The organism is Parabacteroides sp. AF17-28 (assembly GCF_003479205.1).
Classification (GTDB): domain Bacteria; phylum Bacteroidota; class Bacteroidia; order Bacteroidales; family Tannerellaceae; genus Parabacteroides; species Parabacteroides acidifaciens.
In genome coordinates this window covers 279,369-297,641 of sequence record NZ_QUGV01000001.1, presented here as the reverse complement: position 1 = coordinate 297,641, position 18,273 = coordinate 279,369, and the positions used below count along the sequence as shown (strand labels likewise).

Here is an 18,273-nt window from a genome sequence, read left to right as displayed (position 1 = left end):
AATGGCTACAGATAAACAATCAGCTGAAAAAGAGATTACAGTTGAAGAAAAGCTTTCTACACTGTATCAGCTTCAGACGATGATGACTGAAATTGATAAGATCAAAACGCTTCGCGGCGAGCTTCCTTTGGAAGTGCAGGACCTGGAAGATGAGATCGCAGGTCTGGAAACACGTCTTCAGAACTATCAGACAGAAATCAAGGACTTTGAGAATGCTGTTGTAGAACAGAAACATAAGATCACGGAGTCTACCGGTCTGATTGAAAAATATAAAACGCAGTTGGATAACGTGCGTAACAACCGTGAATTCGATAACTTGTCTAAAGAAATAGAATTCCAGGGACTTGAAATTGAATTCTCTGAAAAGAAGATTCGTGAATTCGGAGAAGCGATCGTTCAGAAGAAAGCCGAGATTGCCGAACTGACCGAAAGACTGGACGGCCGTAAAGCCGATTTGACTCTGAAGCAGAGTGAACTGGAACAGATCATTTCCGAGACAAAGCAGGACGAAGAAAAATTGCGTGAAAAAGCAAAGAAACTGGAAGCGAATATCGAACCGCGTCTGTTGACTGCTTTCAAACGTATCCGTAAAGGTGCGCGTAACGGTTTGGCTGTCGTATATATCCAGCGTGATGCTTGCGGTGGTTGCTTTAACAAGATCCCGCCCCAGAAGCAGATGGATATCAAATTGCGTAAGAAGATCATCGTTTGCGAATATTGCGGTCGTATCATGATCGACCCTGAATTGGCAGGCATAGAAGAATAAGTATATGCGCGACGTTGTACGTGCATATATAGAGAAATATCAGTTGCTTACAGAAAGCCTTCCGGTTTTGGTCGGTGTAAGTGGCGGAGCAGATTCAATAGCCCTACTCACCCTTTTGGTGGAGTCGGGCTATTCCTGTATTGCGGCGCATTGTAATTTCCATTTGCGTGGCGACGAATCCATGCGCGACGAACAGTTCACGAGGGAATATGCAAGACAGTTGAATGTGCCTTTCCTGAAAGTGGATTTCGATACCCGGCAATATGCGGCGGAACGTCATCTCTCGATTGAAATGGCAGCGCGTGAATTGCGCTATAACTGGTTTGAAGAGCAGCGTCTCGCAACAGGGGCGCAGGCCATTGCCGTAGCCCATCACCGCGACGACAGTGTGGAGACGCTTTTGATGAATCTGGTACGCGGGACCGGTATCCGGGGGATGAGCGGTATCCGGCCGAGGAATGGATTTGTGGTGCGTCCTTTGCTTGTCGTAAGCCGTGCGGATATCCTGGAGTGGCTTGCCAAGCGCAATCTGATGTATGTTACTGACAGTACAAATGAATCGGATGCCTATACCCGTAACTTTATCCGCCTGCGCGTCCTTCCTCTTTTAGAGGAACTCAATCCTTCTGTCAAGACGGCGATAGCCCGTACTTCCGAACATCTGGCGGCTACCGAAGCTGTTTATCTGCATGTCGTGGAGGAGGCGAGGAGGCATGTTGTCGAACCGGGCGACCGTTTTTCCATTGCGGCTTTAATGCGTTATCCTTCTCCTGATGCTATCTTGTATGAACTGCTCAAAACCTATAATTTCACCCGCCTGGTAGCGGAAGCTGTTTATCTCTCCCTGACGAAAGAACCGGGCAAGGTATTTTATTCTTCGACTCACAGACTGATAAAAGACCGGGATTATCTTTTGCTTTCTCCCCTTGTAAAAGAAGAGGTCAAAGAATATACGTTGACCGGCTGCGAGCAGAACTGGTTCGGACCCGTTGAACTTTCTTTCGAAAAGGTTGTTATTAAGGAAGATTTCCACATCCGGAAAGATAAGAATATCGCTTATTTTGATTACGACAAGCTGACTTTCCCGCTTACATTGCGTACCTGGAAAGAAGGAGACTGGTTTATTCCTTTCGGAATGAAAGGGCGCAAGAAACTGAGCGATTATTTTTCGGATCGTAAGTTCAGTCGTCTCGACAAGGAACAAACGTGGCTTTTATGCAGTGGAGACGCTGTTATCTGGGTTGTGGGAGAACGGCCGGATAACCGTTTTTGTTTGGACAAAATGACTAAAAGCGTGTTAGTTGTGCATTTTTTTCCGACAAAAAGCGAGAGTAAATAAAAAATATTATTACATTTGCACAGATTTACTCCGCAGATGTGTTACTAATGATTCAAATTAGCTGAACAATCCGGTTTTCACATGAAATTATTAATTATCAAATTATAAAAGATACAATGATTGCGTTGTACGCGTACCGTACCAGGTCGTGTCGTACGCCGTTTTTATTATTCACTTCGCATTATGCAAAAATATAACATTCTAGAACTAAATGAAAAACTCCTTCCTGAGTTGCAAAGTATAGCGGAAGAGTTAGGTATTAAAAAAGTAAGCTCTTTGAAAAAGGAGGAGCTTGTATACAGAATTCTTGACGAACAGGCTATCTCATATGCCGGCATTCAGGCTGAAAAGGAGAAAGAGAAGGAGGCTAAGAAAGCAGAAAGGCAAACCAAGGCTAAGAAAACTCCTAAAGCTGCAGCCCCGAAAGGCGCAAAAGCCGATACTAAAACAAAGGTTGCCGCTCCTGCCACACCCGTAGCCGGTTCGGTTGAAGAAGTTGCAGTAGAAACCAAGGAACAGCCCGAACGTAAGAAACGGACTCGTATCGAAAAGAAAGATAAGGTGGCTGGCGCTGCTGTCCCGACTCGGGAGAATGACGAAGTTGTCGTTTCGAAGAATCAGGTCTCTGCCAATGCTCCCTCTTCTGCACCTGAAGCAGTCGCTCAGGTAACCGAGGCTCCGGCCAACGCTCCGGTTGAAGAAGAAAAGCCTGTTGCAAAGAAGGTAATAGTGAAAAAGGCTGATAAAGCTGAAAAGCCGTTGCTTCCTCCCGTTGTGGTAGAATCTGCCGGTGAAGAACTGCCGGTTGAAGCAGTTCCCGAAGTAACAGTGGAACCTGCCGTGGCAGAAACTCCTGCCGCTCCTGCTTCAGCAGAAGAACCTAAACGTGTGGTATTCCGCCATCCGGATACCAAATCGGTTCTCGACCAGCTTTTCCCGTTCTCTTCTACACCTGCTAAACCGGAACCGAAGGCACAAAGCGAACAACCGGCTCCACAGCAGAACGCTCCTCGTCAGAATAACAACAGGCAGAACAATCAGAATAATCATAACAACCAGCGCAACAATAATAACAATAATAACGCGCCTCAGGAAAAGCAATACGAATTTGACGGCATTCTGACAGGTGTCGGCGTATTGGAAATGATGCCTGACGGATATGGTTTCCTGCGTTCTTCCGATTATAACTATTTGACTTCCCCGGATGATATCTACGTATCGCAGTCACAGATCAAATTGTTCGGTCTGAAGACCGGTGATGTGGTGGAAGGTGCTATTCGTCCTCCGAAGGAAGGTGAAAAGTATTTCCCGCTTGTAAAAGTAGACAAGATCAACGGCCGTACGCCGGAAGAGGTTCGCGACCGTGTTCCTTTCGATCATCTGACTCCGCTTTTCCCGGATGAAAAGTTCATGCTGACGGCCCGTAAAGCTCCGAAAGTATATGATAATATCGCCGTACGTGTTGTAGACCTGTTCTCGCCGATCGGAAAGGGACAGCGTGGTCTGATCGTGGCACAGCCGAAGACCGGTAAGACGATGCTGCTGAAAGATATTGCCAATGCGATTGCAGCAAATCATCCGGAAGTGTATATGATCGTCCTGCTGATCGACGAACGCCCGGAAGAAGTAACCGACATGGCCCGTAGCGTGGATGCGGAAGTGATCGCTTCTACATTCGACGAACCGGCGGAACGTCACGTGAAGATTGCCGAAATCGTATTGAACAAGGCAAAACGTATGGTCGAATGCGGTCATGATGTTGTGATCCTGTTAGACTCTATTACACGTCTGGCACGTGCTTATAATACCGTTCAGCCTGCTTCCGGTAAGGTTCTTTCCGGTGGTGTGGATGCTAACGCCTTGCAGAAGCCGAAACGTTTCTTCGGTGCTGCCCGTAACATCGAAAACGGCGGTAGCCTGACGATCCTGGCAACAGCGTTGACAGAGACTGGTTCTAAGATGGATGATGTGATCTTCGAAGAATTCAAAGGTACAGGTAATATGGAATTGCAGTTGGACCGCAAGCTGGCAAACAAGCGTGTTTATCCGGCTGTCGATATTACGGCTTCCAGTACGCGTCGTGATGACTTGTTGCAGGATGAAAGTACTGTAAACCGTATGTGGATCTTGCGTAAATACCTGGCCGATATGAACTCTATGGAAGCTATGGAATTTGTCAAGAAACGCATGGAACAGACATTCGATAATATGGAGTTTCTGGCTTCGATGAACGGATAAATAAATAGAAAGAATAAATAAAAACGCAGATTAGGCTGATGCTTGATCTGCGTTTTTTATTTGCTAACATTGCTTCTTTCTTTAGGAGGTATATTCTTATGAGTTAAGCATCCTTCCGTGGTCTTCCCCGGCGGCGTTGTCCGTTGCCGGAATTTCCTCCCGGACGGCTGTTGCCTTTTCCGCTGTCTTTCCGGGGGCGTCCTCTGCCACGGCGTACGTTGGCGTACTTTTCCGGTTCATACAAAGGGGCTTCTCCGAATTTCGGGTCGATCGGGATCTTGTACACCTCTTTTTCCAGGAATTGCTCGATACGTTTGAATTGGGCCTGTTCCTCTGTGGAGACAAAGGTAATTGCCAAACCTTCTCCGCCTGTACCGCGAGCCGTACGGCCGATACGGTGTACATAGTCTTCCGGATCGTGGGGAATGTCGAAGTTGACAACCAATTTGATATCATTGATATCGATACCACGTGATACGACGTCGGTTGCGACCAAAATATCGATACGTCCGTTCTTGAACTCTTTCATTACCTCTTCGCGTTGTGACTGTTCGAGGTCGGAGTGCATGGCGGCTACGTTGAACTTCATTCGTTTCAGCGTGGCAGCCAGTTCCTTCACTTTCATTTTTGACGATGAAAATATGATGACACGCTGGGGACGGCTTTGTGAAAACAGATCTTCCAGAATATGCAGTTTCTGCATATCGTAACAGATATAAGCCGTTTGCATGATCGATTCGGGCGGACGCGAGATAGCGATTTTGACTTCTTCCGGATTCTTCAAGATCGTTTTGGCTAACGTACGGATCTTGGGGGGCATGGTTGCAGAGAACATAATGGTCTGACAAGTTTCAGGCAGCAGTTTCTGCACTTGCATGATGTCTTCATAAAATCCCATGTCGAGCATCCGGTCTGCTTCATCCAGGATGAAGAAGGAAACCTGCGACAGGTCGACCGTACCCAGTTTGATATGGGACAACAAACGCCCTGGAGTCGCAATCACAATATCGGCCCCCATTTCCATGCCACGCTTCTGTTGTTCCCAGGCAATACCATCCGTTCCCCCGTACACAGCAACGGCGGAGACAGGAACAAAGTAGGTGAAACCTTCTATTTGTTGGTCAATCTGTTGTGCCAGTTCACGCGTAGGAGCCATGATAACGGCATTGATTGCATTGGCCGGATGTAATCCTTTACTGAGTTCGTTGATCACCGGCAACACATAAGCCGCTGTTTTCCCTGTCCCTGTTTGTGCACAGGCAATAATGTCTTTCCCTTCCAATATAACCGGAATCGTTAGTTCCTGTACAGGAGTCGTCTCCTGGAAATTCATCGCATCGAGGCCGTCCAATACAGCCTCTTCTAAATCCAATTCGTCAAATCTCATCTTTCATCATTAAATTCCCGGTAAAGGTATATAATATTTGGCAATATTTATTATTAGTAGCATGGCTCTTCTTTTAAAATTGCTGTTTTTTTTCAATCGAGGGTTGATTTTAATGAGGGTTTGCGGGCATATTGTAATAAAAATAAATATCTTTATACCCACATTAGCGTTTAAAAGCATTTATTGTTATGGGCAGCACACAGGGAGGAAGTGACATTCTACCGATCTTACGGAATCAGGATTCATTACATGAACTGATTAATACAATCTTGGATAAACTACCGTTAGGTGTATTTGTAAAAGATGCAGAGAATGATTTCAAGTATCTTTATTGGAATCATTTTATGGAAGAAATTACCGGTATCTACACAAATGAGGTTGAGGGACATAATGATTTTGAACTTAATTTCGATGCCATTATGTCGGCTGAAAAGCGCCTGATATTGGACAGTGATATTATGAATACGGGTAAAACGGTAGAGTTTAAGGGTAGGATAACGAATAAGCGTGGTGTCCGGAAAGATATAGAAGTAACCAAATTCCCCATCTCATTGAGTAACGGCAAGCCTTTATTGTTAGCTTTATGGCGTGATGTCACATCTCGTAAAGTGATGGAAAATGAACTGCGCCGTTCTCAGGTACTCACCAAAATGGCTTTGTCCTCTAATGATATCCGCCTCTGTTCGGTCTTTGTGAATCCGGAAAGCAAACGAAATTATAACGACTCGGTTGTCCAGGTAAATAACTGGCTTCCGGGAAAGGAAGACGAGTTGGTCAAAATCTCTTGGCTGCGTTTTGCCGCACGTGTCCATCCGGATGATAGAGAGATGCATGATGAAGCTTTTCGTAAATTATGCCGGGGTGAAATATCGGAAATAAAAATAGAATTACGTGTGAAATATCCGGGCATGGATGCATATCATTGGCGTGAGTCGTCCGCTTCCGTTTACGAGCGCGATGAGCAGGGGAGGGCGCTTGTGGTCTTGGGATGTACGATCAATATACAAGAGCGTAAAGGGCAGGAGTTGAATCTCGAGGAAGCAAAGCATAAAGCGGAACTTGCCGATAAGATGAAATCAAAGTATCTGGCCGATATGAGCCACGAGATCCGTACACCGTTGAATGCGATCACGGGTTTTTCGGAATTGATGGCTTTTGCCGATTCTGACGAAGAGCGCCAGGGGTATTATGAAATCATCAAGGCAAACAACCAGTTATTGATGCAATTAATAAACGATATCCTCGATCTGTCAAAAATAGAGGCGGATGCAATCAAGATCAGTTATGCGCCTGTCGATATAAATGACTTGATGGACACGACGTTCGCTTCCGTTAAATTGCGTATGCCGGAAGGAGTTCAGCTACTTCTTGAAAAAGGGTGTGCCTCTTGTACATTCGGGACAGACAGTATCCGTTTGTTGCAGCTGATTAATAATCTGGCGAATAATGCCATCAAGAATACCAAGGAGGGAAGCATTACTTTGGGATATACTTGTCTGCAGGATAAAAAATTGGAGTTCTATGTCAGGGATACGGGTATCGGTATAGCAAAAGATAAATTGGATAGCCTTTTTACCCGCTTTGTCAAGGTGAACGATTATGTGGAAGGCATCGGCTTAGGGCTCGCCATCTGTCAGGGATTAGTGACGAAGATGGGCGGTTCCATGCACGTGGAGTCGGAGCTTGGAGTAGGTTCAACTTTCTTCTTCATACTGCCGTCGCATGATGAATAATGTGCCAATGAAATAATATGCCAATGTGCCAATTTGGGAATCCGGCAATATGCGGTCTATTCTTACATTGGCATATTGGCACATTGATTTATTGGCATATTATTTATAGTATTTCTTATATATCTTATCAAATGTCCCGTTTTTCCGAATCTGGTCCAGCCAGCTGTTCAGGCTGTCGAGCAGGATGGGAGAGTCTTTGCGGACTGCCCACGACTGAAGTTGCGTGAAACTTATATCTGTTTTGATATCTATTTCGGGGAGTTGCTTTTGGGAAAGTGTAGCAATCTGTTGGTCGCAAACGGCATAATCGATATCTCCTTTGGCCACCATGATGGCGAGTTGTTCACCTGAATATAGCTCATCTTCTACCACATAAATCGTATCGCCGATCTCATGTCCCAAGTTCTGGAGCCGGAGCCGGGCGGGAGAATCTTTCGGTATATATAGGGTTTTACCGGCGAGGTCAAGCTGATTACGGAGCGGTTTGATCCCTTTATTGGCTTCTTCCGTTCGCTGTACCAGGACTTGTTTATTGAGTACGATCGGTTCCGTGAACAGATATTCTTCTTTGATATCGCTGGTGATAGGAATGTTGCGGGCAATAATGTCGCATTTGTTCTCTTCAAGCTTTTGAAAACTTTCGGCAAGGCTCATCTCCAGATGAGTCTGGACTTCCAGACCGGACAGTTTGGCTATCGCCTGGCTCAGTTCGTATTGAAAACCTTCTATCGTGTCGCCTGCCACATAATAACCGGACTGGTTGTATTCGGTCACCATCCGCAGGATTCCTTCTTGCTTTATCTCCGGATAATCGCGTGGGAGTATTTCTGCTTTTTGCATCGTCTTCAGGCGCCATAGCATGATCATGGTTGCAACGGCTATAATCAGCAGTCCGGCATAGACTCCTATCAGCTTCCTCGATTTCATAAAATCAGTTATTGAATGTAACGGCCACGCCCATTTTCAGGACAAACGGATCCAGCGGATAATGCGCCAGCGAGAAGTAGTTCGGATTGACGAACTTGGAACTCAGGTTGTAGCCCATCACAAAGAAACGGGCCTGTTTCAGATGGAAATTGACGTAAGCGTTGACGAGCGGGTAATTGCCGACTTTCACTTCGTCCTGCAATTGGAACTGCTGGGTAGCCGGTTCGTAGTACGGAGCGTAATAGGAAGTGTTATAATACATATTGGCTCCAAGCTGCATAGTCAACACTTTTGCTACTTTAAACTTTACATACATATTTGTGTACAGGCTGATCTGCGGTAGCGGCAGTACGTCTTTGTCGCTGCTCAATTGATAGGCAACTTCGTTTTCCCAACCGAAAGCCCGGTACATGATGTCTTGTTTGATACGGGCGCTTATCACTTGCAAGTTTCCGCTTTTCTGTTCCGGCATACCCTGTTTGTTGAAGAATACATAGTTCTGTATGCTTTCGACGCCGGCGGATAATTGTGTCCGGGTTGATTCCAAGTCTATTTTGGCTCCGGCATAAATCTGCTGGATCATGTTCATATCCCGGTTATCCCACCAGAAGTAACGGGAGTGGAAGTGACGCATATAGAAAGCAGGGGTTACATTTTTGATGTATCCTTCCGCACTGATCGTCGCATCTTTCTTGAATAATTTGAATTTGGTTTGCAGGTTTCCTGTTACCCGGAATTCTCCGATATCATCACCTACGACACAAAGTTCCCCACGGGCATTATAGGTCAGGATACTTCCCTGGCGTTTGGATATTTCCGCTCCGATATAGGTCGAAAATTCGTCATAGGCCTGCGTGATCGGGAAATTAAGAGTGGAGGGAGAAGCGTATATGCCGCTACCCGTTTCCGGATTATAGGATAGTCCCGGGATTTCTGCCGGAAGCTGGAATTTACGTTTGTCAAAGGTTGCGAAAGCTGTGATTCCGAATTTAGCCCAATCCTGGAACCCTTCACGAAGGGATAGTCCGAATGTATTCTTCAGATTCCAATAGGAGGTCCGGTCGTCAACACCGGTACCGTTCTCCAGCCCGAATACTCGCGGATCACCATCCGGAGTCAGATAACATTCGTTCAGGTTCTTATTTTCTTCCGACCGGAAACGACGGCGGTTGTCCTGATATTCCAATGTATGGATGATGCTGGATACCGGAATAAAGACTTTCACCGGATTGCCGAGCGAGTCGACCTCTTCTTCCAATTCGCGCTCAAAACCCAGGTTATAGCGATGGCTCAGGAAATATTGTTTGCCGCGTACGCGGTTCCAGGCTTTGACCGGATAGCGGATGTCGAATGCTTTCGGGTCACCCTGGTTTCTCTCTCCGGCAAAGTATTGATCCGGATTGGTAATTACAGAGTCATTGGCCAGCCCGCCATTTTCGTAATTGATAAAGTTAAAGTTGCTCAGGTAGGCATGCGCTTCATAGCGGTCCGACTTGTAGCTGCCGAAAAGACGGTAACTCAGCAGTTTATTACCGTTGTTTTTATAATACCCGCGACTGTAGATATAGTCCAAATCCCCACCCACATTAATTTTCGGACCGAAATTCATCGTCAATGTGCCTTTCAACCGTTCGTTTTTACTGTCACTCCCTCCCATAGTCGTGTACATCACATTCGTATAAGGGATTTTTGTGTTGTAGTACTCTGCATTGAGAGGATCTGTGATATAATAATCGTAGGGATCGGCGAATATGAAGTCGCGAGGCTCCTTGCGATCGGAAAAGATACGGGTCTGTGCCGGTGAACCTGTGTTAGCCAGATAACCGACTGCGAGGGATTCTGCTTCCACCAGTGTGCTGTTGGCAAAGTTCAGTCTCTGCGTATCCATCGGAGCGACATAAGGATCGCCTAACAAAGGAGTAAGCCGGTATGCGGTTACACGCCTGTCGTTAATCGACGAGCTATCCGGAATCAGCAGGCTGTCAGGTACTTCCTGGTTTGCTTTAGAAAGGTTGCCAAGCGAGAATCCTTTCCTCTCTCCGCCCGGGCGGCGTTGCGCATGCAGGGCCGAAGCGGATATTATCAATAATAATAATATGTATAAGCTATGCTTCATTGTGGGGCAAAGATAATAATAATGTGCCAATATGGACAATGTGTCAATGTGCCAATTAATATTAGTTAGTATATTTATCGGCACATTGCCTCATTGGCATATTGGCACATTGAAATATTGGCACATTATTACATCTTCTGTATAATCTCCATACCTTTCTTGATGGCCGCTTCATTCATCGGGATGAGCTTATGGTGACGTTCAGGCAGGGATTTTTTCAACCCCAGCAATACGTTTTCCAGTTTCACCATCGGAACGATCTGCAACAGTCCGCCGAGGATCAGCATATTGAATGCCTTTTCGTTCTTCATTTCAGTAGCTGCATCCATTGCATCCACACGATATACACTCACATCAGTACGTTTCACAGGTGTATGAATGCCGTATCCGTCGTAAATGATGATACCGCCTTTTTTCACTTTGTTCTCGAACTTGTCCATAGAGGGCTGGTTCAGAATGATGGCGATGTCATATTCGTTCAGAACCGGAGAGCTGATACGGTCGTCACTCAGGATAACCGTTACGTTTGCCGTACCGCCACGCTGTTCCGGCCCGTAAGAAGGCATCCAACTTACTTCCTTTCCTTCCATCAGTCCGGAGTAAGCCAATATTTTACCCATCGACAAAACACCTTGCCCACCGAAACCTGCTATAATAATTTCTTGTTTCATTGCTGATAATTTGCTAATGTGCCAATTTGCCAATGTGCCAATTTAAGATTGCACAGACTTTTTGGCTGAATTAATAATGCTGTTTATAAGCCGTAGTATATCTGAAAGATCATGAAGTAATTGTTCTTCGTATGGATAGCTGGGGGCTTTCTGGCAAAGTAATAACCAATATTTAGTCTCCTCTGCTTCTTTAGCCGCTATCTTAAATTTATGAATAAAATCTACACGACTTTCACTATTTTGGGCTTCATTAATATTTGCCCCGATAGATGTGCCACTTTTTAAAAGTTGATGAGAAATAACAAACTTTTTATGCTGCTCCAGTTCTTCACAAAAGTTAATTATTGAGAGAGCAAAAGATAAACTTTTTTCAAGTATGATATTTCTGGTATTAATTGGCATATTGGCACATTATCTAATTGGCAAATTATTCTTTATTTTTCAGATCTCCCAACGGATAGAACGGGAACATATTCTCTTCCATCCATTTGTTAGCCTTTTCAGGTGTCATTTTCCAGCCGGATGAACAGGTGGAAACAAATTCTACAACCGATGTACCTTTGCCGGCCATCGAGTTTTCAAAAGCCTTGCGGAGCATCTTTTTTGCTTTACGAACGGCTGCGGCAGTCTGAACGCTCTGGCGTGTAACCAGGCAGGTTCCTTCCAGTTGGGCGAGCAGATTGCCGATTTTCAGCGGATAACCGTTCAAGGCAATATTACGGCCGTAGGGACAGGTCGATGTCGGCATTCCTTCCAGTGTGGTAGGAGCCATCTGACCTCCGGTCATGCCGTAGATGGCATTGTTGACGAATACGATTACAATATTTTCTCCACGGTTGGCGGCATGAATTGTTTCGGCGGTACCGATTGCAGCCAAGTCACCGTCACCCTGGTAAGTAAATACCATTTTCTCCGGATTCAGGCGTTTAACGGCGGTTGCGATAGCCGGAGCACGTCCGTGAGCCGCTTCGAGCCAGTCGATATCCAGATAGTTATACGCAAATACGGCACATCCCACGGGAGAGACACCGATCGTTTTGTCTTCCATACCCATGTCGGCAATCACTTCGGCGATCAGCTTATGTATGACACCGTGACTGCAACCGGGGCAGTAGTGCATGGGATTTTCGTTCATTAACCCGGGCTTTTCGTACACCAGGTTCTCCGGTTTAATTATTTCATTAAGTTCCATAAGAATAATTTTTCAATTTGCTAATTTGCCAATATGCCAATGAAAAGACAATTAATAATTGGCACATTGGCACATTTTTCAATTGGCATATTATTAGTTAATAAATCGCATCAGATATTGAACGAGGCGGAAACAGATCGCCGCACCGCCGCAATAAAGGAACGGCAGGCGGTTTTCCGGCAAAGCAAAATAGCAGATTACTGCTGCAACAGCTAACGCCATGAATAACCAGGTCAATATCATATCAATTTTACTTCCGCGCTTCATAAGAAGAATCAGTTTTAATTTTTACTTCTTAATTATTAATTCCTTAAGCGCATTCAGTACTTCATCCGGAGTGAACACGATACCACCGAGGCGGCCGAAATGTTCAACCTTTATCTTTCCGTTCACAGTCAGGCGAACGTCTTCTACCATCTGTCCGGCGTTCAGCTCGACAGAAAGCATTCCTTTCACTTTGTCGGCATAGGCCTTGATCACTTCTTTAGGGAACGGCCACAGCGTAATCGGGCGGAGCAAGCCGAGCTTGATACCTTCCGCACGCGCATTTTCCACCACTTTCTGGCAGATACGGGCGGATGATCCGAAAGCGATCAGCAGATATTCGGCATCTTCGCACTGGAATTCTTCGTAACGTACTTCGTTTTCTTCAATCTTGCGGTATTTAGCCTGGAAACGAATATTGTTTTCTTCCATCGTTGCCGGGTCTAATTCTAAGGATGTGATGACATTTGGCTTACGGCCGGCAGTCTTCCCTTGTGCAGCCCAAGGACATTCGGCAATGATTTCTTCTTCCGTACGGCGCGTATGGAAAGGAGGCAATACCACTTTTTCCATCATCTGTCCGATAATACCGTCTGCGAGGATGATTGCAGGGTTGTTATATTTGAAAGCGAGTTCAAGACCCAATCCGACGAAATCGGCCATCTCCTGTACGGAAGAGGGAGCAAGCGTGATCAGGCGATAGTCGCCATGTCCGCCGCCTTTTACCGTCTGGAAATAATCAGCCTGGCTGGGCTGGATTGTTCCCAAACCGGGACCGCCACGCATCACGTTCACGATCAGGCAAGGCAGTTCGGCACCTGCCAGATAAGATATGCCTTCTTGTTTCAAGCTGATACCAGGGCTGGACGAAGAGGTCATCACACGTTTACCTGTACCGGCACCGCCATATACCATATTAATAGCTGCTACTTCGCTTTCAGCCTGTAGCACGACCATCCCGGTGGTTTCCCAAGGCATTTCTGCCATCAGGGTTTCCAGTATCTCCGATTGCGGAGTGATCGGGTAACCGAAATAACCGTCCACACCATAGCGGATAGCCGCATGTGCGATGGCTTCGTTACCCTTCATTAATTTTACATCTTCTGCCATATCTGTCAATTATATTTTTACTTTGTAGATGGTTAAACACCCGTCCGGGCAAACTAACCCGCAACTTGCACAACCGATGCAGTTGTCAGGGTTCTTCATATACACATAATGGTATCCCTTGTTGTTTACTTCGCGCGGATGCAATTCGAGTACATCCGACGGGCAGGCTACTACACAAAGGTTACAGCCTTTGCATCGTTCTGTGTTTACAACAACAGCTCCTTTAATCTTCGCCATAATTTCTATATTTAAAAACTAATGTAACACTAACTATTTTGTTTAAGATTGCCAAAGGTAGTAAAAACTTTATAGATAGAATCTTTTATTCCCGATTTTAATAATGCGACCAGGCTGTTTGCTCGGAGAAACGGGTGACCGATTGTATGTGTCTGAAAATTATTCGTGATAAAGGAAGCTATGGCAAGCATCATGTACCCGGACAAAAACTTCGCCATTTTCTTTTTTGTAAATCTGATATGCAAAATGAAAGTCTTCAATAATATATTCCCTATAGCCTTTGGTTATCCATTCTTCTTTTATACGTGAAATCGGATAAATGGAAGCATAGAGCCCTAATAACTCAAGCGCATCATACAAACGCTGGATTTTACGCATTACTGTGACTTCATCTAATGAAGGGTGTCTTAATAAAGCTACATCGTAAAAGTCTTCTATTTGCTGATGTACCCGTTTGTCAATATAAACGTCCATTAAGGGGTAAAGTGTTTGTGGATCTTTTCCATTATCAGACGTTTTGATTCAGCTAAAGTCAGGCAGTTTTCGTCAAGCTCTTTTTGTGAGATAACAGCATAAACATCAACGTCTCTTTGAGATTGTCCATATGCTATCTCCGGTTCATGCAAAGAACAAGAAGATTGCTCTTTCATTGCTAAACGATATGTAGTTTTCTTTTTCTTCATACATAAATTGAATGTTTTACAAAAGAACGAATTATAAATCAATTAAACAAGCCAAAAGTAACAATCATTTTACCTCAAACAATATCTTCCTCTGATTCCCGAAATTGTCTATCAGCGTCAGCAGATGTTTGCCCGGATCAGCTTGGCAGGCGATTTGGTGGTTGCCGGTTGTTTCGCCGAGATAGGTGGCGTCGAGATGCCAGTAGAGGGTGGCGTCGGAGCGTGCATGAGCTGCTTTGAAGATGAACTTTTCCGGTTTTCCGGAGAAGCCTTTGGGCAGGTAGAGGATGGCGTTATGCTCCGGATAGATCAGTTCGATCTGCCGGCTCTGCTCGGGGGCGCATCCCGGTTTGACCGGAGGCAGGGGAGCGTAGTCGATATGGTAATTCCGGTAATAATATTCCTGCGAGGGAGGCAGTACGAACCAGGAACGCGTGATCATCCGGTCCACCGATTCGCAAGAGCTGTTCACCCGGAAACGCCCGTCTGCAGAAAGATGGACAAGCCTGTGGTAGGGACAAACCGCCGTGCCGTTGCCCGAGCGGGGCATATAGAGCGTATCGACCTGGTCGCAGATAGCGGAAGCCTTATGCCCGCTGAGACGGCAGATCGCCATCGGTTCGAGTTCGTCGTAAGGCATATCGAACCAGTTGCCTCCCGGAAGCAGCGAGAAAAGGTCGAAGAGGACAGGAGCCGCATTTCCCACACCCGTCAAACCCGGACGCCCTTCGCCCGAAGCATTCCCCACCCATACGCCTACCGTATAGCGCGGAGTTGTCCCGATCGCCCAGGCATCACGTCCTCCGTAACTTGTTCCCGTTTTCCAGGCCACCTGCTTCATCGATTCGAACTGTTGCCAGTCCGCCTCTTCTTCCGGGCGGTTCAGGGCAGACATCGCTTCGAAAGTGAACCAGATGGAGGCGGCAGAGAGGAGAGGACGGTCTGTGAGCCGTTTGTCGGCAACAGACAGGATAGGGGTGTCGGCATGAGCCGGAAACGGTGTCAGCGGGTGGATATCGGCCGGGTTGTAACGCCCATTGTAGGGCCGGTAGTGCGAAAGCGTCCGCGCCAGCGAAGCGTACATCCCTGTCAGATCCCATAACGTCCCTTCCGCACCTCCCAAGATCAAGGAAGCGCCATAGTGTTCTTCCGAAAAACGGAGTGTAGTCATCCCTAACTTTTTCAGCAGCGACATGAACCGCCCGGTGTTATATTGGGAAAGCATCCGTACCAACGGGACATTGAGCGAACGTTCGATCGCCCGGTGTGCCGGGACAGCCCCGTAGAACGTCTTGTTGTAGTTTTGGGGCGTGAAGCCGTTAATGTTCAATGGTACATCCGAGACGAGTGTGCCCGGAAGCAGTAATCCGTCATGCAGCATGGCGGCGTAAAGGAACGGTTTCAGTATGCTGCCTGTGCTGCGGGGCGAGGTGATGATGTCGACCTGGTTTCCCTTGCGGGCATCGGCCCGGAAGGTGACGTTTCCGGCATAGGCAAGTACTTCGCCTGTTTCGGTGTCGGTGACGAGGGCGGCCAGGTTATGGATATAATTGGAACTGTAGTCGCGTGCATACCGGTTGACGATCGCCTGTGCCTGCCGTTGCAGCATTTGGCGGACGGAGGTCGTGATACGCGTTCCCGGAGCGTCGGCTGCCAGCCGTTCGAGCAGGTGGGGCGCTTCGTCGGGTAGCGGGACAGGAGCGTCGGGCAGCGGTTCCATGCAGGCCAGTTCGTATGTCGTTTCGTCCAGTACTCCCGATTTCTTCAGAGATGCTAATAGCTTGTCGCGTTTGGCCTTCAATTTCTCCCGGTTACGTCCGGGATGAATCAGGGCGGGCGAGTTGGGCAATACGGCAAGTGTGGCATTTTCGGCCCACGACAGCTCGGCTGCGTTTCGCCCGAAATAGCGCCATGCGGCCGCTTCTATACCGACCACGTTCCCCCCGAACGGGGCATGTGAAGCGTAGAGGTTAAGTATCTTATCCTTGCTGTATGCCGTTTCCAACAGTAATGCCCAAGCAGTTTCGACCGCTTTTTCATATAATGTACGGTTGCGGTTTCCTCTTGCAATGCGTGCCAGTTGCATCGTGACGGTACTTCCGCCGCTAACCACCCGGCGAGCCGTGAGGTTGAGCCGTGCCGCCCGTGCGATGGCGATCGGGTCTATTCCGGGATGCCGGTAAAAGCGTTTGTCTTCATATGTCAGGAGGCAGGTAACGAACTTATCCGGTATCGTGTCCGCCGGCGGAAAGCGCCACTGTCCGTCCGGTGCGATCCGCGCTCCCAACAACTGCCCTTCGGAAGAATAGAGCAGGGTAGAGCAGGACTCCGGAAAGATAGTCCGGGGAGCAGCCAGATACATAACGACTTCTATCAATAGTTTTATGAAGAATAGATGAATCATTGCCTCTGTTTATTTGAAACGAAGATTGTCATATATTTCCAATAGCATACAGGGGCCCATATATGATGCTTATTTGAAGTAGCTATTCACAAGCAAAGATAGTATAAAAAATAGATGCGTTTCTGCTTTATCTGGATAAAAGTGCGCTGATAATACATTTTTATCCGGATAAAAGTGCAGTCCATCAACACTTGATGTGGGATCGTATAAAGGCAGGCAGTCTCGGTTATCCCAAAAGAAAGCGGCGGATATGAAATAAACAAAGAAAAAGGGAAAAATAATGTAAAAATGAGGGAATGTACAATAACCTCTCCCCTCGGCCATTTTTCTATTTCGTCCGAAAAGTTGATTGATTTTGAATTGACTTTTTTCATGGTTTTAGCCTGCTCAACTGACAACAGGGGAGATGAGGTGCGCAGCCCATTCCGGAAAGCGTACAATTTGATTACCAAAAAACGGAAACGTCGGCAAAGTGATAAACTTTAACTCCCGGAGAATCGAATATTTGCGAACGAAGGCGGACTGCGTTTCAAATATCCCAAGGAAATTATGAAGGCTTGTTGCCGCGAGGTGCGCAGAAAATTGCCTTGAAGTAACGCTTCATCGCTCTGAAGGTTGACTTCGCGCTATATGAAGTCAACCTTTAGAGCAACAAAGTTCCGGATCAGAGCAATAAAGTCCCTTTTCATGGCGATAAGGTTCCGGATCATAGGGAAAAGCCCCTTTTTGACAGCTGAAAAGTGGATTAACATTTGTTCGGTTTCGGATGTCTTTCGAGCCTGAAAAATACGTTTTTTACAATAAGCCCCCCTAAGGAGTTGAAAGGTAGAAGAGATCGTAAACGATCCTGTTCCCGCGCTTGACGCGGGATCGCATTAAAACCGACCGTATAAACAACTGATTGATAAGGACCGTTTTATTGCGGCCCCGCGTCAAGCGCGGGAACAGGATCGTTTACGATCTCTTCTAACTTTCAACTACTTAGGGGGGCTTATTGTAAAAAACGCATTTTTCAAGCCCAAAAGACATCCGAAACAAAACAAATGTTAATCCACTTTTTTGAGCTCAAAAAGGGACTTTTTCCGCTTTTTTGAATGTTTTCCGCCATTACGACCGTCCTCTTTGCCATTATGACCGTGCTAATGTGTAGTGTACTCGGCAGCTCGCGAAGATTAGGACGGTCGTAATGGCGATTAGGACGGTCGT

The 18,273-nt window shown here is 46.5% G+C and carries 17 protein-coding genes; 4 read left to right on the top strand and 13 right to left on the bottom strand.

Annotation, left to right across the window (positions count from 1 at the left end; all coding sequences use genetic code 11):
* Position 1 precedes the first annotated feature (1 nt).
* The 3 genes from DWW90_RS01255 (at position 2) to rho (ending at position 4,343) form a co-directional block, all read left to right on the top strand.
* The gene (locus tag DWW90_RS01255; RefSeq protein ID WP_115499495.1) at positions 2-766 is read left to right on the top strand and encodes a zinc ribbon domain-containing protein; all 765 of its coding nucleotides are present in this window, start codon (positions 2-4) and stop codon (positions 764-766) included.
* A 4-nt stretch (positions 767-770) separates the two neighbouring features.
* A complete protein-coding gene (gene tilS / locus DWW90_RS01250; RefSeq protein ID WP_122343688.1) occupies positions 771-2,105 on the top strand; it encodes a tRNA lysidine(34) synthetase TilS in 1,335 nt (444 codons plus the stop codon).
* 183 nt (positions 2,106-2,288) lie between these two features.
* Positions 2,289-4,343: a transcription termination factor Rho gene (gene rho / locus DWW90_RS01245; protein WP_122343687.1), complete on the top strand. Its 2,055-nt coding sequence runs from the start codon at positions 2,289-2,291 to the stop codon at positions 4,341-4,343.
* 103 nt (positions 4,344-4,446) lie between these two features.
* Here the strand turns inward: rho and DWW90_RS01240 are convergent, their stop codons facing one another.
* The gene (locus tag DWW90_RS01240; RefSeq protein WP_122343686.1) at positions 4,447-5,730 is read right to left on the bottom strand and encodes a DEAD/DEAH box helicase; all 1,284 of its coding nucleotides are present in this window, start codon (positions 5,728-5,730) and stop codon (positions 4,447-4,449) included.
* 188 nt (positions 5,731-5,918) lie between these two features.
* Here DWW90_RS01240 and DWW90_RS01235 point away from each other — a divergent pair, with 188 nt between their 5' ends.
* Entirely contained in the window at positions 5,919-7,463 is a 1,545-nt protein-coding gene (locus DWW90_RS01235; protein ID WP_115499498.1) for an ATP-binding protein, read from the top strand.
* Between the two features lie 99 nt (positions 7,464-7,562).
* On the opposite strand, the gene DWW90_RS01230 is transcribed toward DWW90_RS01235, so the two are convergent.
* The 12 genes from DWW90_RS01230 to DWW90_RS20700 all read right to left on the bottom strand — a co-directional run.
* Positions 7,563-8,390 carry a transporter substrate-binding domain-containing protein gene (locus DWW90_RS01230; protein WP_122343685.1) on the bottom strand — a complete coding sequence of 276 codons (828 nt, stop codon included), beginning with the start codon at positions 8,388-8,390 and terminating at the stop codon, positions 7,563-7,565.
* A 4-nt stretch (positions 8,391-8,394) separates the two neighbouring features.
* A complete protein-coding gene (locus tag DWW90_RS01225; protein WP_122343684.1) occupies positions 8,395-10,506 on the bottom strand; it encodes a putative porin in 2,112 nt (703 codons plus the stop codon).
* A gap of 128 nt (positions 10,507-10,634) precedes the next feature.
* Entirely contained in the window at positions 10,635-11,177 is a 543-nt protein-coding gene (locus DWW90_RS01220) for a 2-oxoacid:acceptor oxidoreductase family protein (RefSeq protein WP_122331900.1), read from the bottom strand.
* Positions 11,178-11,219: 42 nt separating this feature from the next.
* Positions 11,220-11,579, bottom strand: a complete 360-nt coding sequence (locus DWW90_RS01215) for a four helix bundle protein (protein ID WP_115499502.1) — start codon at positions 11,577-11,579, stop codon at positions 11,220-11,222.
* 25 nt (positions 11,580-11,604) lie between these two features.
* The gene (locus DWW90_RS01210) at positions 11,605-12,369 is read right to left on the bottom strand and encodes a thiamine pyrophosphate-dependent enzyme (protein ID WP_115499503.1); all 765 of its coding nucleotides are present in this window, start codon (positions 12,367-12,369) and stop codon (positions 11,605-11,607) included.
* A 93-nt stretch (positions 12,370-12,462) separates the two neighbouring features.
* The gene (locus DWW90_RS20595; RefSeq protein WP_167451656.1) at positions 12,463-12,636 is read right to left on the bottom strand and encodes a hypothetical protein; all 174 of its coding nucleotides are present in this window, start codon (positions 12,634-12,636) and stop codon (positions 12,463-12,465) included.
* Positions 12,637-12,657: 21 nt separating this feature from the next.
* A complete protein-coding gene (locus tag DWW90_RS01205) occupies positions 12,658-13,743 on the bottom strand; it encodes a 3-methyl-2-oxobutanoate dehydrogenase subunit VorB (protein ID WP_122343735.1) in 1,086 nt (361 codons plus the stop codon).
* A 9-nt stretch (positions 13,744-13,752) separates the two neighbouring features.
* Positions 13,753-13,980 carry a ferredoxin family protein gene (locus DWW90_RS01200; RefSeq protein ID WP_122343683.1) on the bottom strand — a complete coding sequence of 76 codons (228 nt, stop codon included), beginning with the start codon at positions 13,978-13,980 and terminating at the stop codon, positions 13,753-13,755.
* Between the two features lie 159 nt (positions 13,981-14,139).
* Entirely contained in the window at positions 14,140-14,454 is a 315-nt protein-coding gene (locus tag DWW90_RS01195) for a hypothetical protein (RefSeq protein WP_122343682.1), read from the bottom strand.
* Positions 14,454-14,663 carry a hypothetical protein gene (locus DWW90_RS01190; RefSeq protein WP_115499506.1) on the bottom strand — a complete coding sequence of 70 codons (210 nt, stop codon included), beginning with the start codon at positions 14,661-14,663 and terminating at the stop codon, positions 14,454-14,456. The genes DWW90_RS01195 and DWW90_RS01190 overlap by 1 nt, the downstream gene beginning before the upstream one ends.
* A gap of 64 nt (positions 14,664-14,727) precedes the next feature.
* Positions 14,728-17,067 carry a penicillin-binding protein 1C gene (gene pbpC / locus DWW90_RS01185; RefSeq protein WP_122343681.1) on the bottom strand — a complete coding sequence of 780 codons (2,340 nt, stop codon included), beginning with the start codon at positions 17,065-17,067 and terminating at the stop codon, positions 14,728-14,730.
* Between the two features lie 1,012 nt (positions 17,068-18,079).
* Positions 18,080-18,273, bottom strand: a 194-nt coding sequence (locus tag DWW90_RS20700; RefSeq protein WP_233547621.1) for a hypothetical protein, incomplete at its 5' end; no start/stop codon positions are given.